The 18,248-nt window shown below is 71.1% G+C and carries 20 protein-coding genes; 13 read left to right on the forward strand and 7 right to left on the reverse strand.

What is annotated here, in order from left to right; translation table 11 throughout:
• From hisG to ACSQ1L_RS06985, 12 genes are all read left to right on the forward strand, one after another.
• Positions 1-882 (forward strand): ATP phosphoribosyltransferase, encoded by an 882-nt coding sequence (hisG, locus tag ACSQ1L_RS06930; protein WP_435993303.1) that lies wholly within the window; start codon positions 1-3, stop codon positions 880-882.
• Complete coding sequence (gene hisD / locus ACSQ1L_RS06935; RefSeq protein ID WP_435993305.1) at positions 882-2,189, forward strand: histidinol dehydrogenase; 1,308 nt, start codon at positions 882-884, stop codon at positions 2,187-2,189. The genes hisG and hisD overlap by 1 nt, the downstream gene beginning before the upstream one ends.
• Positions 2,186-3,628 carry an imidazoleglycerol-phosphate dehydratase HisB gene (hisB, locus tag ACSQ1L_RS06940; RefSeq protein ID WP_435993307.1) on the forward strand — a complete coding sequence of 481 codons (1,443 nt, stop codon included), beginning with the start codon at positions 2,186-2,188 and terminating at the stop codon, positions 3,626-3,628. The genes hisD and hisB overlap by 4 nt, the downstream gene beginning before the upstream one ends.
• The gene (hisH, locus tag ACSQ1L_RS06945; protein ID WP_435993309.1) at positions 3,625-4,227 is read left to right on the forward strand and encodes an imidazole glycerol phosphate synthase subunit HisH; all 603 of its coding nucleotides are present in this window, start codon (positions 3,625-3,627) and stop codon (positions 4,225-4,227) included. Before hisB ends, hisH begins: the two co-directional genes overlap by 4 nt.
• Entirely contained in the window at positions 4,224-4,958 is a 735-nt protein-coding gene (locus tag ACSQ1L_RS06950) for a 1-(5-phosphoribosyl)-5-[(5-phosphoribosylamino)methylideneamino] imidazole-4-carboxamide isomerase (protein WP_435993311.1), read from the forward strand. The genes hisH and ACSQ1L_RS06950 overlap by 4 nt, the downstream gene beginning before the upstream one ends.
• Positions 4,955-5,722 carry an imidazole glycerol phosphate synthase subunit HisF gene (gene hisF / locus ACSQ1L_RS06955; RefSeq protein ID WP_435993313.1) on the forward strand — a complete coding sequence of 256 codons (768 nt, stop codon included), beginning with the start codon at positions 4,955-4,957 and terminating at the stop codon, positions 5,720-5,722. The genes ACSQ1L_RS06950 and hisF overlap by 4 nt, the downstream gene beginning before the upstream one ends.
• Positions 5,719-6,357, forward strand: coding sequence for a bifunctional phosphoribosyl-AMP cyclohydrolase/phosphoribosyl-ATP diphosphatase HisIE (gene hisIE / locus ACSQ1L_RS06960; protein ID WP_435993316.1), 639 nt, complete (start codon positions 5,719-5,721; stop codon positions 6,355-6,357). Before hisF ends, hisIE begins: the two co-directional genes overlap by 4 nt.
• Before the next feature lie 15 nt (positions 6,358-6,372).
• On the forward strand, positions 6,373-7,833 hold the full coding sequence (gene zwf, locus ACSQ1L_RS06965) for a glucose-6-phosphate dehydrogenase (protein ID WP_435993318.1): 1,461 nt from the start codon (positions 6,373-6,375) through the stop codon (positions 7,831-7,833).
• On the forward strand, positions 7,826-8,554 hold the full coding sequence (gene pgl, locus ACSQ1L_RS06970) for a 6-phosphogluconolactonase (RefSeq protein WP_435993320.1): 729 nt from the start codon (positions 7,826-7,828) through the stop codon (positions 8,552-8,554). Before zwf ends, pgl begins: the two co-directional genes overlap by 8 nt.
• Positions 8,554-10,443: a phosphogluconate dehydratase gene (gene edd, locus ACSQ1L_RS06975; RefSeq protein WP_435993322.1), complete on the forward strand. Its 1,890-nt coding sequence runs from the start codon at positions 8,554-8,556 to the stop codon at positions 10,441-10,443. Before pgl ends, edd begins: the two co-directional genes overlap by 1 nt.
• Positions 10,444-10,470: 27 nt before the next feature.
• Complete coding sequence (gene glk / locus ACSQ1L_RS06980) at positions 10,471-11,448, forward strand: glucokinase (protein ID WP_435993324.1); 978 nt, start codon at positions 10,471-10,473, stop codon at positions 11,446-11,448.
• Positions 11,449-11,537: 89 nt separating this feature from the next.
• Entirely contained in the window at positions 11,538-11,798 is a 261-nt protein-coding gene (locus ACSQ1L_RS06985) for a hypothetical protein (protein WP_435993326.1), read from the forward strand.
• Positions 11,799-11,860: 62 nt separating this feature from the next.
• On the opposite strand, the gene ACSQ1L_RS06990 is transcribed toward ACSQ1L_RS06985, so the two are convergent.
• The 6 genes from ACSQ1L_RS06990 to ACSQ1L_RS07015 all read right to left on the reverse strand — a co-directional run bounded on the left by ACSQ1L_RS06990 (position 11,861) and on the right by ACSQ1L_RS07015 (position 17,037).
• Positions 11,861-12,595, reverse strand: a complete 735-nt coding sequence (locus ACSQ1L_RS06990; RefSeq protein WP_435993328.1) for a DUF1295 domain-containing protein — start codon at positions 12,593-12,595, stop codon at positions 11,861-11,863.
• 39 nt (positions 12,596-12,634) lie between these two features.
• Positions 12,635-13,054 carry a hypothetical protein gene (locus ACSQ1L_RS06995; RefSeq protein WP_435993330.1) on the reverse strand — a complete coding sequence of 140 codons (420 nt, stop codon included), beginning with the start codon at positions 13,052-13,054 and terminating at the stop codon, positions 12,635-12,637.
• Complete coding sequence (gene hmgA / locus ACSQ1L_RS07000) at positions 13,051-14,349, reverse strand: homogentisate 1,2-dioxygenase (protein WP_435993332.1); 1,299 nt, start codon at positions 14,347-14,349, stop codon at positions 13,051-13,053. The genes ACSQ1L_RS06995 and hmgA overlap by 4 nt, the downstream gene beginning before the upstream one ends.
• Before the next feature lie 49 nt (positions 14,350-14,398).
• A complete protein-coding gene (locus ACSQ1L_RS07005; protein ID WP_435993334.1) occupies positions 14,399-15,517 on the reverse strand; it encodes an acyl-CoA dehydrogenase family protein in 1,119 nt (372 codons plus the stop codon).
• A 4-nt stretch (positions 15,518-15,521) separates the two neighbouring features.
• A complete protein-coding gene (locus tag ACSQ1L_RS07010) occupies positions 15,522-16,706 on the reverse strand; it encodes an acyl-CoA dehydrogenase family protein (RefSeq protein WP_435993336.1) in 1,185 nt (394 codons plus the stop codon).
• Positions 16,707-16,779: 73 nt separating this feature from the next.
• Positions 16,780-17,037, reverse strand: a complete 258-nt coding sequence (locus ACSQ1L_RS07015; RefSeq protein ID WP_435993338.1) for an Lrp/AsnC ligand binding domain-containing protein — start codon at positions 17,035-17,037, stop codon at positions 16,780-16,782.
• A 46-nt stretch (positions 17,038-17,083) separates the two neighbouring features.
• Here ACSQ1L_RS07015 and ACSQ1L_RS07020 point away from each other — a divergent pair, with 46 nt between their 5' ends.
• Positions 17,084-17,902: an alpha/beta hydrolase gene (locus ACSQ1L_RS07020; RefSeq protein WP_435993340.1), complete on the forward strand. Its 819-nt coding sequence runs from the start codon at positions 17,084-17,086 to the stop codon at positions 17,900-17,902.
• Positions 17,903-17,957: 55 nt separating this feature from the next.
• Here the strand turns inward: ACSQ1L_RS07020 and ACSQ1L_RS07025 are convergent, their stop codons facing one another.
• Positions 17,958-18,242 (reverse strand): hypothetical protein, encoded by a 285-nt coding sequence (locus ACSQ1L_RS07025; protein WP_435993342.1) that lies wholly within the window; start codon positions 18,240-18,242, stop codon positions 17,958-17,960.
• Positions 18,243-18,248 lie beyond the last annotated feature (6 nt).

Below are 18,248 nucleotides of genomic sequence, written 5' to 3' on the forward strand. Positions count from 1 at the left end.
ATGAGCACCGTTCAGGGGCGGCTCCGCATCGCCGTCCAGAAATCCGGCCGCCTGGCCGACCGCAGCCTCGACCTCGTCCGGGACGCCGGCCTGCGCGTGGTCAAGGGGAACAACGACCTGCTCTACCGGGTCGAGAACTATCCGATCGACCTGCTGCGGGTGCGCGACGACGACATCCCGACCTTCGTCGCCGACGGCGTCTGCGACCTCGGCATCGTCGGCGAGAACGTGCTGGAGGAGGCCCGCAACGGGGGGCCGACGGCCGAGGTGATCATGCCGCTCGGCTTCGGCCGCTGCACCCTGAAGATCGCCGTGCCGCCGACCCTGGCCTACGACGGCCCGGCCTCGCTCGAGGGCCTGCGCGTCGCCACCTCCTATCCGAAAATCCTGCGTCGCTTCCTCGACGACCGCGGCGTCGCGGCCGAGATCGTCACCATGCGCGGCGCCGTCGAGGTCGCCCCCCGCCTCAAGCTCGCCGCCGCCATCTGCGACCTCGTCTCGACCGGCGCCACGCTCGAGGCCAACGGCCTCGGCCCGCGCGAGACGGTGCTGGAAAGCCAGGCCGTGCTGATCCGGTCGTCCGTCGCGCCCGAACCGGGTCTGCAACACCTGCTGGACAGCATCATCGAGCGGATGGCCGGCGTCGTGTCTTCCCAGGGCGCCAAATACGTCATGCTCAATGCGCCTCGTTCCGCGCTGGATCAGATCACCGCCATCCTGCCAGGCGCCGGTTCGCCCACCGTCATGCCCCTGTCCGGCCGCGACGACGCCGTGGCCGTTCACGCCGTCTGCCAGGAGGCGGTGTTCTGGGAGACGCTGGAGAAGCTCAAGGCCGCGGGGGCCTCGGCCATCCTCGTCCTGCCCATCGAGAAGATGATGTGATGCGCCGGATAGACTGGAGCACGCTGGACGCCGCCGGCCGCCGCGAGGCGCTGGCCCGCCCCGCCCGCCGCAGCCAGCAGGACGTCGTCGACGTGGTGCGCAAGATTTTCGACGACGTTCACGCCCGGGGCGGAGCGGCCGTCGCCGACTGGAGCGTGAAGATCGACGGCTTTGCGCCCCGCCGCATCGCCATCACCCCCGAGACCGTCGCCGCTGCCCGCGACGCCCTGCCGCCGACCGCCACCCGGTCGCTGCGCATCGCCGCCGAGAACGTCCGGGTCTTCCATCAGGCCACCCGGCCGGAGGACACCCCCTTCTTCGAGACCACCCCCGGCGTCCGCTCGCGCCTCGTCTGGCGGCCCATCCGCGCCGCCGGCATCTACGTTCCCGGCGGGACGGCGCCCCTGTTCTCCTCCCTGCTGATGCAGGCCATCCCGGCCGAGGTCGCCGGCGTGCGCGAGCGCGTCGTCGTCACCCCGCCCGGCAAGGACGGCGGCGTCCACCCCGCCATGGTCTACGCCGCCGCCGAGGCGGGGCTGGACGCCATCTGGCTGATCGGCGGCGCCCAGGCCATCGCCGCCCTGACCTATGGCGTCGTGCTGGACGACGGCGAGATTCCGGCCTGCGACAAGCTGTTCGGCCCCGGCAACGCCTTCGTCGCCGAGGCCAAGAAGCAGGCCGCCGCCCTCCCCCGCGGCCCCGCCGTCGACATGCCCGCCGGCCCATCCGAACTGCTGGTCATCGCCGACCGCGACGCCGATCCGGAGATCGCCGCCGCCGACCTGCTCAGCCAAGCCGAGCACGACGCCGACGCCCAGGTCATCCTCGTCTCCGAGAGCCGCGCCAACATCGACGCCATCCTCGCCGAGGTGGAGCGCCAGCTCGAAACCCTGCCCCGCGCCGACATCGCCCGGGCCTCGCTGACCGAGGGGCGCGCCATTCGCGTCCGCGACATGGCCGAGGCCGTGGAGGTGGCCAATCTCTACGCCCCGGAGCACCTCGCCCTGCAGACCGTCGACGCCGAGGCCCTGGTCGACCGCATCACCGCCGCCGGGGCCGTCTTCGTCGGCGCCTTCGCGGCCGAGACCCTGGGCGACTACGCCGCCGGTCCCAGCCACGTCCTGCCCACCGACGGCGCCGCCCGCACCCTCGGAGGGATCACCACGGCCAGCTTCATGACCTGCATGTCGGTCCAGTCCGTCACCGAGGCCGGGGCCCGGCAGCTCGCCCCCGTCGCCGCCCGCCTCGCCCGGCTGGAGGGGCTGGAAGCCCACGCCCGGGCCGCCGATCTGAGGAGCGGGGGATGAGCCTGAGCAACCTCCCCGCCCCCTTCGCGCCTCTGGTCTCCGGCGGCGACGGCCTCGACCGCTATCCGGCCGAACCACGCGCCCTCGCCGCCCGCATGGCGGAGATCTACGGCGTCCCGGGGGACCGGGTCCTCCCCGTCCGCGGCCTGACCCACGGGCTGGAGCTGGTCTTCCGCCTCGCCGCCCGCGACGGCCTCGCCGTCCAGGCCCCCGACGCGGAGCCCTACCGCGCCCTGGCCGCCCTCTACCCCCGCCCCACGCCCGGTGCGGAAACCGGCGCCGTCATCCTGCGCGCGCTCGGTTCGCCCGAAGCGGTGGCCGAGATGTCCGCCCGCGTCGCGCCCGCCCTGCTGGTCGTCGACGAAGGCCTCGCCGAGTTCGCCGACGCCCCCTCCGCCGCCTCCATCCTCGACGACCACGCCAACCTCGTCGTGCTGCGCAGCCTGTCGCTGGCCCACGGCCTCGCCGGGGCCCGCGTCGGCGCCGCCCTGGCTCAGCCCGGAACCCTCGCCCGCCTCGCCGGCGTCCTGGAGCCCTGGGCCCTTCCCGAGGTCTCCATCCGTCTCGCCCTTCAGGCCCTCGACCCCTCCCGGCAGATGGAGACCGACCAGCGGATCGCCCTTGTCCGCGCCGAACGCGAACGGCTGGCCAAGGCTGTGTCGCGGGTCATGGTCGTCGAGCCCGGGTTCGGCCCCGTCATCATCGCCCGCCCCGCCGATCCCGACGCCGTGCTGGTCGCCCTGGCCCGCTACGGCGTCCCGGCCGGGCGCGCCGACGACCGCCTGCGCCTGCCCGTCTCGGCCCGGGTCGAGGTCAACGACCGACTGCTGGCCGCCCTCGACCTCGCTCCGGCCCCGACCCGGCCGCACCGCACCGGCCAGTCCGTCCGCGACACCAAGGAGACCCGCATCGTCTGCGCCGTCGATCTCGACGCGCCCGGCCCGGTCGCCATCGCCACCGGCGTCGGCTTCTTCGACCACATGCTGGAGCAGATCGCGGCCCACGGCGGCTTCTCGCTCCGGCTGTCGTGCGAGGGCGACCTGCACACTGACCCGCATCACACCATCGAGGACTCGGCCATCGCTCTCGGCCAGGCCCTGAAACAGGCCCTCGGCGAACGGCGCGGCATCGCCCGCTACGGCTTCGTCCTGCCGATGGACGAGGCCCGGGCGTCTGTCTCCATCGACCTGTCCGGCCGTCCCTACCCTGTCTTCGAGGGCGAGTTCAGCACCCCCTTCATCGGTGACTACCGCACCGACCTGACCGCCCATGTGTTCCGTTCGCTGGCCGAGGCCATGGGCGCGGCCGTCCACGTCTCGGTCACCGGCGACGACGACCACCACAAGACCGAGGCCGTCTACAAGGCCTTCGGCCGCGCCCTGCGCCAGGCCATCCGCGTCGAGGGCGAGGCTGTTCCCTCGACCAAGGGGGTGCTGTGAGCGCCGTCACCGTCCTCGCCTACGGCGCCGGCAATGTCGCCTCGGTCCAGTTCGCCCTCGAGCGGCTCGGCGCCACAGTCCGGCTGACCGCCGACCCGGTCGAGGTCGCCGACGCAGAACGCCTGATCCTGCCCGGCGTCGGCGCCGCCGGCTACGCCATGGCCCGCCTGTCCGACCTCGGCCTGATGGAGCCGATCCGCGCCTTCCCCCGCCCCCTGCTCGGCGTCTGCCTCGGCCAGCAGCTGCTGTTCGAGACCAGCGAGGAGGGCGAGGGCGTCGCCATGCTCGGCCTGATCCCCGGAACCGTCCGCGCCCTGGCTCCCGCCGCCGACCGCCCGGTCCCGCACATGGGCTGGTCACAGCTGTCGCTGGTCCAGCCCGATCCGCTGCTCGACGGACTCGACGACGGCGCCTGGGCGTATTTCGTACACGGCTACGTCTGCCCCGACGGCGACGCGACCCTCGCCCGCGCCGACTACGGCGTTCCGATCCCGGCCGTGGTCCGCAGCGCCAACCGCTGGGGCTGCCAGTTCCACCCCGAGCGCTCGGCCGCCGCCGGCGCCCGCATCCTGCGCAACTTCCTGGAGCTGCCGGCATGATCGTCTATCCGGCCATCGACCTGAGGGGCGGCGTCTGCGTGCGGCTGATGCACGGCCGCTTCGACGCCGTCACCCGCTATGATGAAGACCCCGCCGCCCGCCTTGCCGCCTTCCGCGCCGCCGGCGCCGACTGGGCCCACATCGTCGACCTCGACGGGGCCGAGGCGGGACGCGCCATGCAGCACGGCCTGATCGGCGACCTCGCCGCCGCCATCGACATCCGCATCCAGTCCGGCGGCGGGGTCCGCTCGGCGGACGACGTCCAGCGCCTGCTCGAGGCCGGAGTCAGCCGCGTCGTTGTCGGCTCCCTCGCCGTCTCCGATCCCGCGTCGGTGATCGGCTGGCTCGAGCGTTTCGGCCCCGACCACATCACCCTGGCCATCGACGTAAAGGCCGACGGCGACCGGTATATCCCCGCCCTCAGGGGCTGGACCGAGGCCGCCTCCGTCGACCTCTGGACCGCCCTCGACCGCTACCCGCCCGGAACTGCGAAACACCTGCTGGTCACCGACGTCGGCCGCGACGGCGCCCTGACCGGCCCCAACCTCGACCTGCTGGCCGAGATCCACCTGCGCCGCCCCGACCTGTGGCTGCAGGCCTCGGGCGGCGTCGCCGACCTCTCCGACCTGACCGGCGCCCGCTCCGTCGGCGCCTCCGGAGCCATCGTCGGCCGCGCCCTCTACGAGGGCCGCTTCACCCTCGAGCAGGCGCTGGAGACGGCCCGCTCATGACCGCGCGCCGGATCATCCCCTGCCTCGACGTCAAGGACGGCCGCGTGGTCAAGGGCGTCCGCTTCGAGGGTCACCGCGACATGGGCGACGCCGCCGATCTGGCCGCCCGCTACCGCGACCAGGGCGCCGATGAACTGGTCTTCTACGACATCACGGCGAGCCCGCAGGGCCGCACCCTTGACTACGGCTGGGTGCGCGACATCGCCCGCCTGCTCGACATCCCGTTCAGCGTCGCCGGCGGCATCCGCTCGGTCGAGCAGGCCGGTCGCTGCCTCGACCACGGGGCCGACAAGGTCTCGATCAACTCCCCCGCCCTCGAACGCCCCGAACTGATCTCCGAACTGGCCGCCCGTTTCGGGGCCCAGTGCGTCGTCGTCGGCATCGACTCCAAGCGCGCCGGCGACAACTGGGTCGTCCACCAGTACACCGGCGATCCTTCCGCCAGTCGCGGCGCCGGGCGCCGCACCCTCGACTGGATCGTCGAGGCGCAACAGCTCGGCGCCGGCGAGATCGTCCTCAACTGCATGGACGAGGACGGCGTCCGCCGCGGCTACGACATCGTCCAGCTGTCCGCCGCTCGCGAACGCCTGACCATTCCGCTGATCGCCTCGGGCGGCGCGGGCGAGGCCGCCCATTTCCGCGACGCATTCCAGCAGGCCAACGTCTCGGGCGCCCTCGCCGCCAGCGTCTTCCACACCGGATCGCTGGCCATTCCGGACCTGAAGGCGTTTCTCATCAACAGCGGCGTGGAGGTGCGGCCTTGATCGATCCCGACCAGCTGGATTTCGACAAGTCCGGCGGCCTGATCCCGGTCGTCGTACAGGACGCCGCCACCCTTCAGGTGCTGACCCTGGCCTACATGAACCGCGCCGCCCTCGACGAGACGCTGGCCTCCGGCGAAGCCACCTTCTTCTCGCGCTCGCGGGGCGGCCGCTGGCGCAAGGGCGAGACCTCGGGCGACCGGCTGCGCGTCGTCTCCATCACCCCCGACTGCGACGCCGACGCCCTGGTGCTCAAGGTCCGCCCGGTCGGAAACGCCTGCCACCTCAACCGCGTCAGCTGCTTCGGCGACGAGGACGCCCCCGGCCTCGGCCGCCTCGCCCGCCTCGAAGCCACCATCGCCGCCCGCGCCGCCGCCGATCCCGCCGACAGCTGGACCGCCCGCCTCCTCGCCGAGGGCCCCAAACGCGCGGCCCAGAAGGTCGGCGAGGAGGGCGTCGAGACCGCCTTGGCCGGCGCGGCCGGGCCGGATTCGGAACTCGCCTCCGAGGCCGCGGATTTGGTCTATCATCTGCTGGTGTTGCTGCGGGCCCGTCACATGGTGTTTCAGGACGTCCTCGACGTCTTGGCTCAGCGGGCGGAAGCGGCCAGACCAAACCCCGGTCAAGCTGGGACCTGAACCTGAGGAGAGCGCATGGCGGCCTTGGTGCTGTTCGGAGGCGGCGGCGATCTGGCCATGCGGATGCTCCTGCCCTCGCTCTATTTCCTCGAGCATGACGGCCTGCTGCCGGACGGCCTCAAGATCATCGGCGCGGCCCGCTCCGAAGAGACCCGCGATGAATACGTCGCCAAGGTCCGCCAGTCGGTCGAGGCCAAGGCGAAGGCCGACGCCGCCTGGTCCGACGACGCCTGGACCCGCATGGAGGCGCGGCTCGACTACCTTGCGGTCGACGCCACCTCGGCCGAGAGCCTCAAGCCGCTGAAGGACAAGGTCGGCGACGGCGCCTGCACCTCCTTCCTGGCCGTGTCTCCGTCGCTCTACGCCCGCATCGTCACGGCCATGCGCGCCGCCGGCCTGGCCGAGCCAGAGGACCGGGTCGTGCTGGAAAAGCCGATCGGCCGCGACCTCGAGACCTTCCGCCAGATCGACGACGCCGTCGCCGACGCCTTCTCCGAGAACCAGGTCTTCCGCATCGACCACTACCTCGGCAAGGAAACCGTCCAGAACCTGATCGCCCTGCGCTTCGGCAACACCATCTTCGAGCCGCTGTGGAACAACCTCAGCATCGACCACGTCCAGATCACCGTCGGCGAGACCGTCGGCGTCGGTGACCGCTGGCCGTATTACGACGAGTACGGAGCATTGCGGGACATGCTCCAGAACCACATGCTCCAGCTGCTCTGCCTCGTGGCCATGGAGCCGCCCAGCGACCTCGACCCGGACTCGGTCCGCAACGAGAAGGTCAAGGTGCTTCGCTCGCTACGCCCGATCACGCCCGAGGAGGCCGAGCGGGTCACGGTCCGCGGCCAGTACGTCGCCGGCGTCGTCGAGGCCGAGCCGGTCAAGGGTTATGACGAGGAGCGCGGCGCCGACTCCGACACCGAGACCTTCGTCGCCGTCCGCGCCGACATCGACAACTGGCGCTGGGCCGGGGTGCCCTTCTTCATGCGCACCGGCAAGCGCCTGCCCGAGAAGCGCACCGAGATCGTCATCCAGTTCAAGCCGGTGCCGCATTCGATCTTCGACCACGGCGACCGTGGCGCGGTGGAGGCCAATCGCCTCGTCATCGAACTGCAGCCCGAGGAGGACATTTCCCTCTCGGTGATGAACAAGAAACCGGGCCTCGACCAGCGCATGCAACTGCAGCCGATCCGCATGAGCCTGTCGTGGGGCCAGAACGACCGGACCGCCGCCCCGCCGCGCCGCCGCATCGCCTACGAACGGCTGCTGCTCGACGCCCTGCACGGCGACTCCACCCTGTTCGTCCGCCGCGACGAGGCGGAGCAGGCGTGGAAATGGGTCGACGAGGTCTCCGAGGCCTGGGAGGGCGCCGGCTTCAAACCGCACGATTACGTCGCCGGCAGCTGGGGACCCGAGGCGGCCGACCTGCTTCTCTCCCGCACCGGCCGCGCATGGAACTCCGGCAATGCGTGAGATCGAGATCATCGCCGACGCGCCGGATTGGGCGATGTACTGCGCCGCTCGACTGGCGGACGCGCTCGGAGAAGGCCTGAAGGATCCGGCTCAGAATGGCTGGGCGACTTTCGCCGGCTCGGGCGGCTCGACTCCGGAGCCGATCTATCGGCGGTTATCGACCATGCGCCCGATGGAAGAGTGGCAGCACACCTTCGTCACTCTGATCGACGAACGGTACGTACCAGAATCGTCTCCGCACTCGAATGCCGCCCTTTTGAAGCGCACCCTGTTGAGGGGCCCGGCCGCCCAGGCGGTGTTCCTGCCGATGTATCGACCGGCCGTTACCGTTGACCGCGCCGCCGCGCTGGCTGCGCACGAGATGAGCGTTGAGTTCGACGGTCGACGTCTCGACGCGGTCCTTCTCGGCATGGGGGAGGATGGCCATATCTGCTCCATGTTCCCGGAAAGCCCGACCCTGAAGACCCTGCTGTCGCCCGACCTCAAGCCCACCGTCCTTGGCGTGCCGCCGGGCCGCGACGGCACGGCCCCCTCGCTGGAGCGCCTCTCGATCAACCTGCCGTATCTGATGCAGGCCCGCCGCGTTATTCTGGCCCTCGCCGGGGCGAAAAAGCGTGATGTCTTCGAGCGGGAGGCGAAGGGCGATCCTGCGACCCAGCCGATCGCCGCCCTGGTGGCCCACAAGGTTCCGCTGGAAGTCGTCTGGACGGAGGCCGCCTGATGCCCAAGCTCAATCCCGTCGTGGCCGAGGTCACCGCCCGCATCGTCGAACGCTCCCGGGAAACCCGGGCCGACTACCTGCGCCGCATGGACGCGGCCGGCGGCTCGGGCGTCGGCCGCGCCAAGCTGAGTTGCGCCAACTGGGCCCACGCCTTCGCCGGCCAGACCATCGCCGACAAGCTCACCGCCATGGGCGGCAAGGAACCCAACGTCGGCGTCGTCACCGCCTACAACGACATGCTCTCGGCCCACCAGCCGTTCGAGCGCTTCCCGGCCGTCATCCGCGAGGCCGTCCGCGAAGTGGGCGCCACGGCCCAGGTCGCCGGCGGCACGCCCGCCATGTGCGACGGCGTCACCCAGGGCCGCCCCGGCATGGAGCTGTCGCTGTTCAGCCGCGACGTCATCGCCATGTCCACGGGCGTGGCCCTGACCCACGACGCCTTCGACGCGGTCATGTGCCTGGGTGTCTGCGACAAGATCGTGCCCGGCCTGTTCATGGGCTCCCTGGCCTTCGGCCACCTGCCGGTGGTCTTCGCCCCGGCCGGTCCGATGCCCAGCGGCATCCCCAACGCCGAGAAGGCCCGCGTCCGCGCCCTCTACGCCCAGAACAAGGTCGACCGGACGACGCTGCTGGAAAGCGAAATCGGCTCCTACCACTCGCCCGGCACCTGCACCTTCTACGGCACCGCCAACTCCAACCAGATGATGATGGAGCTCGGCGGCCTGCACATGCCGTCGACGGCCTTCGTCCATCCCGAGACCGGCCTGCGCGACGCCCTGACCGCCGCCGCCGCCAAACGCGCCGTCGAGCTGGCCCGCTCGGGCGAGGGCCGCATGGCCGACGTGATCGACGAGAAGTCGATCGTCAACATGATCGTCGCCCTGCTCGCCACCGGCGGCTCGACCAACCACGCCATCCACCTTGTGGCCATGGCCCGCGCGGCCGGCGTCCTGATCGACTGGACCGACATGGACCAGCTGTCGTCGGTCACGCCCCTGCTGGCCCGGGTCTATCCCAACGGCTCGGCCGACGTGAACGCCTTCCAGGCCGCCGGCGGCGTCGCCTTCGTGGCCCGCGAACTGGCCGGCGCCGGGAACATCCACACCGACGTCCGGACCATCATGGGTCCGGGCATCCACCACTATTTCCAGGAACCGGCGCTGATCGACGGCCAACTGGTCTGGCAGGACGGGGTGGCCGAAAGTCTGGACACGGACATTCTCCGCCCCGCCTCTGATCCATTCGACCGCGAGGGCGGCCTGCGCCTCGTCCAGGGCGACCTCGGCCGCGCGGTCATCAAGATCTCCGCCGTCAAACCGGAGAACCGCATCGTCGAGGCCCCCGCCGCTGTCTTCGAAACCCAGGAAGACGCCCTCCAGGCTTTCAAGGACGGCAAGCTGGATCGCGACGTCGTCGTCGTGCTCCGCTTCCAGGGCCCCAAGGCCAACGGCATGCCCGAACTGCACAGCCTGTCCCCCGCCCTCGGCGTGCTTCAGGACAAGGGCTTCAAGGTCGCCTTCGTCACCGACGGCCGCATGTCCGGCGCCTCGGGCAAGACGCCCGCCGCGATCCATGTCTCGCCCGAAGCGCTGGCCGGCGGCATGCTGTCCCGCGTCCGCGACGGCGACGTCATCCGGCTCGATCCCGAGGCCGGGGCGCTGACCACCGTCGGCGTCGATCTCTCCACGCGGCCCGCGGCGGAGCGGTCCGCCGACCACGCCGGCGGCTCGGCCTGGGGCTATGGCCGGGAGCTGTTCGCGGCCTTCCGCCACGTCGTCTCGACCGCCGAGGAAGGCGCCTCCATCTGCTTCGCCGGCCCCATGGGCGGGTCGGCGTGGACCGACCGTCAGCCGGATCCGAATCTCAACGACCGCGCGGTCGACGCCTGACATGTCCCGCTCCGAGGAGACCACCGCATGACCATCGCCTGGGACAAGACGCTGCTGGTCGGCGACGTCGGCGGCACCAACGCCCGCTTCGCCATCGCCCACATGATCAACGGCAAGCCGGTGCTGGAGCAGCACCAGAGCTTCAAGGGCGCGGACCATCCGACCTTCCTCAGCGGGGTCAAAGCCTATGTCGACGGCTGCGAGGTCAAGCCGACCTCGGGCGTCATCGCCGTGGCCGGCCCCGTCACCGACGGCGCCATCGACCTCACCAACTCGCCGTGGCGGGTCTCGGAGGGAGAACTCGGCACGCTCGGTCTCAATCCGGTGCGGCTGATCAATGACTTCGAGGCCCTCGCCTGGGGCGCGGGGGTCGTGCCCCGGGACGAACTGGCCTCCCTGGGGGGTCCGGAAGAGGGCGATCCGGAGTCCGCCGTCGCCGTGCTCGGCCCCGGCACCGGCTTCGGCGTCTCGGCCCTTATCCGCGACTTCCACGGTCGCGAGATGGCCATACCCTCGGAAGGGGGCCACGCCTGTTTCGCCCCTGGTGATCCGGTCGAGGACGAGATCCTGCGCATTCTGCGTCGCCGCTACGACCGCGTCTCGATCGAGCGGCTGATCTGCGGCCCCGGCCTGCTCAACATGCATCGCGCCCTGGCCGAGATCGACGGCCGCGAGACCCACATCGACGACCCGGCCGAGATCACCGATCAGGCCATGGCCGATCCGCGCAGCGCCTGCGGGGCCACCCTGGCCCGCTTCTGCGCCATCCTCGGCGCGGTGGCCGGGGACATCGCCCTGACCACGGGCGCGCGCGGCGGCGTCTACATCGCCGGCGGCATCGCCCCGCGCATCCTGCCCTTCCTGAAGGCCAGCCCCTTCCGCGAGCGGTTCGAGCGCAAGGGCCGGTTCACCGACTACATGGCCGCCATCCCGACCCACGTCATCCTGCACAAGCACGCGGCCCTGCTCGGCGCCGCCCGCGTGGCCTTCGCCGAGGCGGGCTGAAAGAAGATTCTCACGTAACGGTCACGCGGCCGTGAACCAAATACGAAGCGGCGCATTATTCGGGCTCCACTGTGGAAGGAAACCCACCCATGCGTAAACTCATCATCGCCGCCGTCGCCACCTTCGCCCTCGCCGGCGTCGCCGCCTGCGAAAGCCAGGCCGACAAGGCCGCCGAACAGCAAGCCGACGCCCTGGAAGAACAGGCCGCCGCCGCGCCGACCGAGGCCGCCGAAACCGCCCTCAACGAGCAGGCGGACATGATCGAACAGCAAGCCGGCAACGCTGACGGCGGCATGACCACCGAAAACACCCCGAACACCTCGCCCTCGACGGCGAACCCGGGGCAGTAAAAAGCTCCGGCCTACCAAGTCCATCCGGGGGCTCATGACCTCCGGCTGAACCCTTCGAACGGTCAGCCCCCGTCGCGCTCGCGGCGGGGGTTTTCCGTCGTCGCCCAATGGGCCATGGCGAAGGTCAGGAAGAGGGGGCCCAGCACCGACCAGCGGCCGGGGCCGGTCTCCGACGCGATCAGGCACAGCCCCCACCAGACGGCGAGGTCGCCCAGATAATCGGGCCGGAGCAACCAGCGCCGCGGCCCGGCGGGCGAAGGCGCTCCCACGGCGGGCGCCTTGCGATGCGTCGCCAGCTTCAGGCTTCCCAGTCCTTCAAGACCGATCCCGAGGACCGCCAGCACCGCGCCGGTCCAGCCGATCCAGCCGACCGGCGGCAGGAAATCGATCTGGCCCAGTTGCACGGGCAGCGCCGTCAACCAGGCGAGCGCGCCTTGCGGCAGGAAGAACAGCAACAGCGAGGCGAGGGCCGGCCTCCAGCGTCCTCGGGCCGCCAGCGCCGTCGCGACGCCGGCGTAACGGGCGTCCGCCGCGCGTCTCACCGCGGGCGACAGCCGCCGCCACGCCTGCGGCAGCGCCCACAACGTCACCAGCCACAGCAGCAGTCCCTTGCGGACCGGATCGCCTTCGGTGGCCGCGAACGTCACGGCCGCCAGCCCGGCGAGGAGCAAGGGCCAGGCGCCGTCGATCACGCCGATCCGGTTCGAGCGGACCGCCCAGACCGACAGCCCCAGCATCACGACCAGGGACACAGCGAGGTTCAGCCCCAGCAGGGCGGCGATCTCGGCCAGGGTCATGGCGGGGGCGTCCCGCCGCGCGTCACCGGACCCATCGGCTCAGTCGACGCAGATCGTGGCTTCGGCCCTGCCGTTCTCGACCGTGGTATAGCAGCCGAACCGGCTGCTGTCGGCCTGGCACTGGCCGACGGCGGCGGCTCCGGCGGCCGGCGCAGCCGCCACATCCTCGACCCGGCAGTCGCCCTGGCAGTCGCCGCCGGTCGTGCAGCGTTTGCCGGCGTCGGCGTACGAGACCACGCACTGCAGCGTCTGCATCCGCCCCTGCGGCAGCATCCTGCCGCCGCGCGCCTGGCACTCGGCCGCCGCGGCGGTCTCGGGAACCCGGACCGGCGGCGGCACGTCGGTCGTATCGATTTCGTTCACCACCCGCCCGTCGGTCGCGCCGGTGAGCCCGTCCTCCGCCGGCAGCGGCTGGCAGGCGGCGGCCAGCAGGGCCGCGATGATCATCAGACGCTTCATGCCAGCCGCCCCTTCTCGAACCCGGTCCAGACGTCGTCGTAGTCCAGCTGCATGGTCGGACTGGTTTGCGCCCATTCGGTGGTCCGGATCGGCGCCCGCGTCTCGAACATGAAGGCCAGGGTGTTCTCGATCTTCACCGGCTTGAGATCAGCCGCCACCGCCTTGTCGTAGGACGCCTGATCCGGCCCGTGCCCGCTCATGCAGTTGTGCAGCGAGGCGCCGCCCGGCGCGAACCCGCCTTCCTTGGCGTCATACTCGCCGTGCACCAGTCCCATGAACTCGCTCATCACGTTGCGGTGGAACCACGGCGGCCGGAAGGTGTCCTCGGCCACCATCCAGCGCGGCGGGAAGATCACGAAGTCGGCGTTGGCCGTCCCCGGCGTGTCGCTGGGCGAGGTGAGCACCGTGAAGATCGACGGATCCGGATGGTCGAAGCTGACCGTTCCGATGGTGTTGAATTTCGCCGTGTCGTATTTGTACGGCGCGTTGTTGCCGTGCCAGGCGACCACGTCCAGCGGGCTGTGGTCGAAGGTCGTGCCCCACAGCCGCCCGCCGAACTTCTGCACGCACTCTGTCTGGCGGTCGACATCCTCGAAGGCGGCCACGGGCGTCTGGAAATCCCTCGGATTGGCCAGCCCGTTCGAGCCGATCGGCCCAAGGTCGGGCAGCCGGAACGCGGCCCCGTAGTTCTCGCAGACATAACCCCGGATCGGCCCGCCGCACTCGACCCGGAACCGCACCCCGCGCGGTATGACCACGATCTCGCCGGGCCGGACGTCTATGCGTCCCATTTCCGTGACAAAGACCTGTTCGCCCAGTTGCGGGACGATCAGCAGCTCCCCGTCGGCGCAGTAGAACACCCGGTCCGTCATCGACCGGTTGGCCGCATACAGGTGTATCCCGGTCCCGAGACCCGCCTCCGGATCACCGTTACCTCCATAGGTCGTCAGCCCCTCGACCCAGTCGGTCGGCGCCTCCGGCATGGGCAGCGGGTCCCAGCGCATCCGGTTCGGCGACGGCGGCGCCTCGTGGAACGGCCCCGACCGCACCAGACCCTGCCGGAACGGCTTGTAGGCCGGGTGCTGCGCCGACGGCCTCAGCCGGTACAGCCACGAGCGTCGGTTCTCACTGCGCGGCGCCGTGAACGCCGTCCCCGACAGCTGCTCGGCGTACAGTCCCAGCGGATGCCGCTGCGGCGAGTTCCGCCCCTCCGGCAGCGCCCCGGCCACCGCCTCGGTCGAGAAGTGATTGCCGAACCCCGGCATGTAGGCAGGCGCGTTGGCTCGCGTCGTCATGGTGCGTCGTCTCCCGTGGGAGAGGTTTAGGGCGCCGCGCCCGCGCGGGCTAGAACCCCTGGCTTCGCGCCATCCGCTCCTGATGGAAGCCGGCGTCGCCCAGCAGTTCGTTCAGCACCCGCACCCGTTTCATGAACAGGCCGACGTCGAACTCGTCGGTCATGCCGACGCCGCCGTGCATCTGCACCGCCTCCTGCACCGCCAGCTCGGCGACCCGCCCGGCCTTGGCCTTGGCCACCGACACGGCCAGCGGCGCGCTCTCGCGCCCCTCGTCCAGCGCCTGCAGCGCCCCCATCACCGCCGCCCGGGCGATCTCGATCTCGCTGAACAGATGCGCCGTCCGGTGTTGCAGCGCCTGGAACTCGCCGATCAGCTTCCCGAACTGCTTCCGCGTCCGCAGATACGCCAGCGTGGTCTGGAAGGCCTGGTCCCCCGCCCCGGTCAGAGACGCCGCCGCACACGCCCGGCCCAGGTTCAGCGCCCCCTCCAGCAGCGCCTCGCCGGCCTCCACCGACCCGATCAGCGCGTCGGCGTCGACCTCGACATCGGTCATCGTCACCCGCGCCGCATTGTGCGCGTCGACCATCACCGTCCGCTCGACCGCCACACCGTCCGTGGACGGATCGACGAGGAACAGCCCAAACCCCTCCTCCGTCCGCGCCGCCACGATCAGGGCGTCGGCCACATGCCCGTCCAGCACGAACCCCTTGGTCCCGTTCAGCCGGAAGCCGTTGCCCGACCGCACCGCCGTCGCCGCCATCCGCGCCGGCGCGTGCTTGGGCCCCTCGTCCACGGCCAGCGCCACGATCGCCTCGCCCGCCGCGATCCGCGGCAGCCACGCCGCCTGCTGCCCGGTCGAACCGCCCTTCAGCACCGTCGCCGCCAGAACCCCCGAGCCCATGAACGGCGACGGAGTCAGCGTCCGCCCCAGCGCCTCGGCCACCACGCCCGCCTCGACCGCACCCAGCCCCGAGCCGCCGTGTTCCTCAGGGATCAGCACCCCCGCGAACCCCATCTCCCCGAACGCCCGCCAGAGCGCGCGCGACACGCCGTCCGGATCGCGGCTGTCCCGCAGCTTGCGCAGATGCGCGATCGGCGCGTTCTCGCCCAGGAAGCCGTCCGCGGCCTCCTTCAGCATCGTCTGCTCTTCGGTCAGGGTCAGCGGCATCAGGTCACGCCCCCGGCAGTTGCAGCAGGTGTTTGGCGATGATGTTGAGCTGGATCTCGCTGGTCCCGCCCTCGATCGAATTGGCCTTGGTGCGCAGCCAGTCGCGGGCCATCGCCCCCTCGCGCGACCGCTCCCCCTCCCACTCCAGCGCGTCCGAACCGCCCGCCGCCATCAGCAGTTCATGGCGCCGCTTGTTCAGCTCCGAGCCGTAGTATTTCAGCATCGAGGCGATGGCCGGATGGGCCTGCCCCGCCTTCACCTGGTCCCCGGTCCGCTCCATGGCCAGGCGGAAGGCCGCCGCGTCCACCTCCAGCTCGGCGATCCGGGCCCGGAGCATCGGTTCGTCCAGCCGCCCCTCGTCGTCCAGCCCGATCGAACCGGTCGCCACCTGCCCCAGCGGCCGCCCGCCGGCCACCTCGCCCATGGCCCCGATCATGGTCCGCTCATGGGCCAGCAGATGTTTGGCCACGTCCCAGCCGCGGTTCAGCGTCCCGACCAGATTGGCCTTCTCGACCCTCACGTCGTCGAAGAAGGTCTCGCAGAACGGGCTCTTGCCGCTGATCAGGGTGATCGGCCGCGTGCTGACCCCCTGCGTCGCCATGTCGAACAGCACGAACGAAATGCCCAGATGCTTGGGCGCCTCCGGATCGGTCCGCACCAGACAGAAGATCCAGTCCGCCTTGTCGGCGTAGCTGGTCCACACCTTCTGGCCGTTGACGATCCAGTGGTCGCCCCGGTCCTCCGCCCGCGTCTGGATCGCCGCCAGGTCCGACCCCGCCCCCGGCTCGCTATAGCCCTGGCACCAGCGGATTTCCCCCCGGACGATCTCGGGCAGGAAGCGCTGCTTCTGCTCTTCCGTCCCGAACTGCAGCAGGGCCGGGCCCAGCATCCACACGCCGAAACTGGCCAGCGGCGCCTGGGCGTCGAGGCGGCGCATCTCCGAGGCCAGCACCTTGGCTTCCTCCCGGCTCAGCCCGCCGCCGCCGTAGGCCTTTGGCCACTCCGGCGCGGTCCAGCCCCTCGCGCCCATCCGCTCCAGCCAGAGCTTGTGCGCCGGCGTCGGAAACACGGCGTTGCGCCCGCCCCACACCCGGTCCTCGTCGCTGGCCACCGGCCCGCGGCATTCGGCCGGGCAGTTCGCCTCCAGCCACGCCCGCGTCTCCGCGCGGAAGGTTTCGAGATCGGTCATGCGCGCATCTCCGTCCGCGTCCACGTCGGCAGCGTCTCACGGATGACGTTGCGTCAGGCAAGAGCCTCGCCGGCTACTTCCCGCCTGGCAGGAACGGCGAGAAGGTGATCACCGTGAAGGTGTCGCGGATGTTCGCCCGCGTCTGCACCGACCTGGTCACGAAGGTCCCGATGTCCATGTCCTTGGGCAGCTGGAACTTGGCCAGCAGGTCGTACTGGCCCGAGGTCGAATAGACCTCCGAGACGTACTCCACGTTGTCGACCACGTCCGCCGCGACGTCGTTGGCGTGGCCCAGCTCGCATTTGATGAAGACGAAGATGGCGGTCATCATGGCGGCGGTCCCTCAGGTTCGAGGGCTTCCTCTAGCGGATGACAGCGTGGCGGGTAAGGGCGAAGCGGCGATCGATCTCGAGGCCGAATACAACAACCGCGCCCGCGTGCCCGGTCATCAGGCGGTCATGCTGCGCTGGCGGGCCGCCGCCGAAGCCGCCCGCGCCGCCCATACGCCGGTCGAGATCGCCTACGGCCCCGGCGAGCGCGAGGTCATGGACCTGTTCTCCGCCGGCGACGACACCCCGGTCGCCGTCTTCCTGCACGGCGGCTACTGGCAGGCGCTGGACCGCAGCTGGTTCTCCGGCCTCGCTCCCGCCTTGCTGGCCCACCGCGTCAGCCTCGCCATCCCGTCCTACGACCTCGCCCCCTCGGTCCGTCTCGGCCGCATCCTCCAACAGGTCCGCGCCGCCGTCGAAGCGGTCCGCGGGCGAACCGGCGCCCGCCCCGTCGTCTTCGGCCACTCGGCCGGCGGCCACATGGCGGCCTGCATGCTGTCCGAGGCCCGCGCCTCGGCCGCGGTGGCCATCAGCGGCGTCTTCGACCTCGCCCCCCTGATCCCGACCTCGCTCAACGTCGCCCTGCGCCTCGACGAGGCCGAGGCCGCCGCCCTCAGCCCCATCCACTGGCCCGTCCCCAACGGCTCCACCCCCGGCGGCACGGTGCTCGACTGCGTCGTCGGCGGCGACGAAAGCCCGGAGTTCCTGCGCCAGTCGAAGATGATGGCCGACCTGTGGGGCGCCCGCGGCGTCGAGACCCGCTATCAAGCCCTACCCGGCCTCAACCATTTCACCGTGCTCGACCCGCTGTTCGACAAGGACAGCGCACTGGTGAAGCGGATCGCGGCGCTGGCGAACGCCGGCTGAACGCGAAACGGGCCGCCCCCCGGAGCGGCCCGTCCTGTCGGGTCGTCTGCGGATTCTACCGCTGCGTCTCCGTATTGCGCACCTCCAGCCCATCGTCGCCGGCCCGGACGGTCGTCTCCTCAGTCGTGGTCGTGGCGTCGTCGACCGTGTCGCGGGTCTCGTCCGCCACGTTCACGGCGGCGTCGCGCGTGGCATCTGCGGCGTCGCCGGCGGTGTCCGCCACCTCGGCGCCGGCGTTCTCGGCCGTGTCCGCGGCGTTGTCGGCTTCCTGCTGCGTGCAGGCGGCCAGCGGCGCGGCGACGAGGGCCGCGGCGACGACCAGTCGGGTCAGGGTGTTCATGGAAGG

Source organism: Brevundimonas sp. LjRoot202, from assembly GCF_964253355.1.
GTDB lineage: Bacteria > Pseudomonadota > Alphaproteobacteria > Caulobacterales > Caulobacteraceae > Brevundimonas.